Below are 4,670 nucleotides of genomic sequence, written 5' to 3'. Positions count from 1 at the left end.
GGTCCGGGGGCGGGGAGGCGCGGGCCTACCGGTCGGTCAGGTGCGGTTTGTGTCCCCACGCGGTCAGTATCGCGATGAACATCTCCCGGGTCTCGGGCCGGCGCACGTGGGCGACGGCCTCGTCCAGCGTGCTCTGCGCGATCCCGTCGGCCAGCAGGTGGCTCTCGGACTGTTCGAGCGTGTGCGCGACGAAGGTGGCGAACCCCGGATTCATCCCGATGATCGGATGGTGCGCGAGCAGACCGACCTTGGCCAGCCCCAGGTCCGTGAGGATCTGCGGGTACCGGGCGGCGAAGTGGAGGTCGCTGCCGATCACGTTCGCCATCATGCGGAAGTGTCCCGTCATCACCTCGCGGTAGGCGGGGTGGTGGTACTGCTCGGGGTGCAGTGCGACACCGTCGGTGAGCACCAGCAGTCCTCCCGGCCGCACCCAGGACAGCATGCGGGGCAGCAGTTCCTCCCGCTGGCGCAGGTGCATCATCAGCAGCCTGGCGTGGACGAGGTCGAACTCGCCCGGGAGGAAGTCGGTGTGGTTGATGTCCGCGTGGACGACATCGAGGTGGGACCGCTTCCGCGCCAGGAACGTGATGTCGCGGTCGACCGCGGTGACCGGCCCGTGGACGGCCCGGCTCAGCCAGGAGCTGACCGTACCGGTCCCCGCTCCGACGTCCAGGCAGCGCCAGCCGGGCCCCACGCCCAGGTCGTGCAGGGTCTGGAAGGAGACCGGGTCCAGGGCCCGGGTGAGTCCGTCCAGACGTGTCTGTTCGTTGTCGCGTGCCGATGAGAACAGCACGTCGCCGTAACTTTCCGTAGCCACGGTGATATCAACGACCCACCGGGTGTGGCGACACGGGCGGAGCGGGCGGTTCGAGGAAAGGTTTCCGTCGCTCTCCGTAGCCCGGCCCCGTGTCCGGGCCGCCGTCCGGCGGGCGCGCCGCCCGGGGGCGGGGCGTCGTACGCTGGAGACCCCCGGCCCGCGGCGCGCGTCGGGCCCGTCGTGTTGCCCACCCCCGGATGGAAGCGCCCCGAATGAGCCTGCACGGTCTGTTGGACGCCGTCGTCAAGGACACCGCCCTCGCGGAAGCGATCTCGGCGGCCGCCGACGGCAACCGCATGCACGTCGATCTGGTCGGCCCCTCCGCGGCCCGCCCGTTCGCGGTCGCCGCCCTCGCCCGGGAGACCGGCCGCACGGTGCTGGCGGTGACGGCGACCGGCCGGGAGGCGGAGGACCTGGCGGCGGCCCTGCGCTCCCTGCTCCCGCCGGAGGAGGTCGTGGAGTACCCGTCCTGGGAGACGCTGCCGCACGAGCGGCTCAGCCCCCGCAGCGACACCGTGGGCCGCCGCCTGGCCGTGCTGCGCCGGCTGGCGCACCCCCGCGCTGACGACCCGGAGACGGGCCCGGTGTCGGTCGTCGTCGCGCCCGTGCGTTCCGTGCTCCAGCCGCAGGTCAAGGGCCTGGGCGAGCTGGAGCCGGTCGCCCTGCGGACCGGGGGGAGCGCCGACCTGGAGGAGACCGTCGAGGCGCTCGCCGCCGCCGCGTACGCGCGCGTGGAACTGGTCGAGAAGCGCGGCGAGTTCGCCGTGCGCGGCGGCATCCTCGACGTGTTCCCGCCCACCGAGGAACACCCCCTGCGGGTGGAGTTCTGGGGCGACGACGTCGAGGAGATCCGCTACTTCAAGGTCGCCGACCAGCGGTCCCTGGAGATCGCCGAGCACGGTCTGTGGGCCCCGCCCTGCCGGGAGCTGCTGCTCACCGAGGACGTGCGGGAGCGCGCGCGGGCGCTGGCCGAACGGCACCCGGAGCTGGGCGAGCTGCTCGGGAAGATCGCCGAGGGGATCGCGGTCGAGGGCATGGAGTCCCTCGCGCCGGTCCTGGTCGACGACATGGAGCTGCTGCTCGACGTCCTGCCCGCGGACAGCATGGGCGTGGTGTGCGACCCGGAGCGGGTGCGCACCCGCGCGGCGGACCTGGTCGCGACCTCGCAGGAGTTCCTGCAGGCGTCCTGGGCGGCCACCGCCCAGGGGGGCGAGGCCCCCATCGACGTCGGCGCGGCCTCCCTGCGGTCCCTCGCGGACATCCGCGAGCGGGCCCGCGAGCTGGGGATGATGTGGTGGTCGGTGTCGCCGTTCGCCGCCGACCAGACGGTCGCGTCCGGCGACGGGGCGGAGGGCTCGGACACCCTCAAGCTCGGCATGCGCGCCCCGGAGAGCTACCGGGGCGACACCGCGCGGGCGCTCGCCGACACCAAGGGCTGGCTCGCCGACGGCTGGCGCACCGTGTTCGTCACCGAGGGCCACGGCCCGGCCGCCCGCACCGTGGAGGTGCTCGGCGGCGAGGGCATCCCGGCCCGCCTGGCCGGGGACGGGGGGAAGCCGGGCACGGGCGACCTCGGCGAGATCGCCCCGTCCCTCGTGCACGTCGCCTGCGGCTGCATCGACCACGGCTTCGTCGACCCCGTGCTCCGGCTCGCGGTGCTCACCGAGACCGACCTGTCCGGCCAGAGGGCGGCCGGCCGCGAGGGCGCCCGGATGCCGGCCCGGCGCCGCAAGACCATCGACCCGCTCACCCTCGAGGCGGGCGACCACATCGTCCACGAGCAGCACGGCGTCGGCCGCTACGTCGAGATGGTGCAGCGCACCGTGCAGGGCGCGACCCGCGAGTACCTGGTGGTGGAGTACGCCCCCGCCAAGCGCGGCCAGCCCGGCGACCGCCTCTACATCCCCACCGACCAGCTGGAGCAGATCACCAAGTACGTCGGCGGCGAGGCACCCACCCTGCACCGGCTCGGCGGCGCCGACTGGACCAAGACGAAGGCCCGGGCCAAGAAGGCCGTCAAGGAGATCGCCGCCGACCTGATCAAGCTGTACAGCGCGCGGATGGCGGCCCCCGGGCACGCCTTCGGCGCCGACACGCCCTGGCAGCGCGAGCTGGAGGACGCCTTCCCGTACGCGGAGACGCCCGACCAGCTCACCACCATCGCCGAGGTCAAGGAGGACATGGAGAAGACGGTCCCCATGGACCGGCTGATCTGCGGCGACGTCGGCTACGGCAAGACGGAGATCGCGGTGCGGGCCGCGTTCAAGGCGGTCCAGGACGGCAAGCAGGTCGCCGTCCTCGTGCCCACGACGCTGCTGGTGCAGCAGCACTTCGGCACGTTCGGCGACCGGTACGCGCAGTTCCCGGTGAACGTGCGGGCGCTGTCCCGGTTCCAGACCGACACGGAGGCCAAGGCGGTCCTGGAGGGGCTGAGGGACGGTTCGGTGGACGTCGTCATCGGCACCCACCGGCTGTTCTCCTCGGAGACGAAGTTCAAGGACCTGGGCCTGGTCATCGTCGACGAGGAGCAGCGGTTCGGCGTCGAGCACAAGGAGCAGCTGAAGAAGCTGCGCGCCAACGTCGACGTGCTGACCATGTCCGCCACCCCGATCCCGCGCACCCTGGAGATGGCGGTCACCGGCATCCGCGAGATGTCGACGATCACCACGCCGCCGGAGGAGCGCCACCCGGTGCTGACCTTCGTCGGCCCCTACGACCAGCGGCAGATCGGAGCGGCCGTCCGCCGTGAACTGCTGCGCGAGGGCCAGGTCTTCTACATCCACAACCGGGTCGAGTCGATCGACCGCGCGGCGGCCCGGCTGCGCGAGATCGTGCCGGAGGCGCGCATCGCGACCGCCCACGGGCAGATGTCGGAGTCGGCGCTGGAGCAGGTCGTCGTCGACTTCTGGGAGAAGAAGTTCGACGTGCTGGTGTCGACGACGATCGTCGAGTCCGGCATCGACATCTCCAACGCCAACACCCTGATCGTGGAGCGCGGCGACACCTTCGGCCTGAGCCAGCTGCACCAGCTGCGCGGCCGGGTCGGCCGCGGCCGGGAGCGCGGTTACGCGTACTTCCTGTACCCGCCGGAGAAGCCGCTGACGGAGACCGCGCACGAGCGGCTCGCGACGATCGCCCAGCACACCGAGATGGGTGCGGGCATGTACGTGGCGATGAAGGACCTGGAGATCCGCGGTGCCGGAAACCTGCTCGGCGGCGAGCAGTCGGGCCACATCGCGGGCGTCGGCTTCGACCTGTACGTGCGGATGGTCGGCGAGGCCGTCGCGGACTACCGGCGCCAGCTGGAGACCGGCGAGCTCCAGGAGGAGCCGCCGCTCGAGGTCAAGATCGAGCTGCCCGTCGACGCGCACGTCCCGCACGCGTACGCGCCCGGCGAGCGGCTGCGGCTCCAGGCGTACCGGTCCATCGCCTCCGCGAACAGCGAGGAGGACGTCCAGGCGGTGCGCGAGGAACTCGTGGACCGCTACGGCAAGCTGCCGGAGCCGGTGGAGAACCTGCTGCTGGTGGCGGGGCTGCGGATGCTCGCCCGCGCGTGCGGCGTCGGGGAGATCGTCCTGCAGGGCGCCAACATCCGGTTCGCGCCGGTGGAGTTGCGCGAGTCCCAGGAACTGCGCCTGAAGCGGCTCTACCCCGGCACGGTGATCAAGCCGACCGCGCACCAGGTGCTGGTGCCCCGGCCCAGGACCGCGAGGGTGGGCGGGAAGCCGCTGGCCGGCCGGGAACTGCTGGCGTGGGTCGGGGAGCTCCTGACGTCGGTCCTGGGCTCGTGACCCGGCGGTTCCGCCGTGCCCGGCCGGCCCGGGAACGGCGGAACCGCCCACGGGGAGGGGAT

General features: G+C 72.6%; 2 protein-coding genes. One reads left to right on the top strand and one right to left on the bottom strand.

What is annotated here, in order from left to right; all coding sequences use genetic code 11:
- Positions 1-25 precede the first annotated feature (25 nt).
- Positions 26-817, bottom strand: coding sequence for a class I SAM-dependent methyltransferase (locus tag AOK18_RS20460; RefSeq protein WP_157865137.1), 792 nt, complete (start codon positions 815-817; stop codon positions 26-28).
- 212 nt (positions 818-1,029) lie between these two features.
- Here AOK18_RS20460 and mfd point away from each other — a divergent pair, with 212 nt between their 5' ends.
- The gene (gene mfd / locus AOK18_RS20455; protein ID WP_055695311.1) at positions 1,030-4,608 is read left to right on the top strand and encodes a transcription-repair coupling factor; all 3,579 of its coding nucleotides are present in this window, start codon (positions 1,030-1,032) and stop codon (positions 4,606-4,608) included.
- Positions 4,609-4,670 lie beyond the last annotated feature (62 nt).

This window comes from Streptomyces prasinopilosus (genome assembly GCF_001419695.1).
Lineage (GTDB): Bacteria > Actinomycetota > Actinomycetes > Streptomycetales > Streptomycetaceae > Streptomyces > Streptomyces prasinopilosus.
Note: the sequence above shows the minus strand (reverse complement) of the source record. Positions and strands in the feature narration are given on the sequence as shown.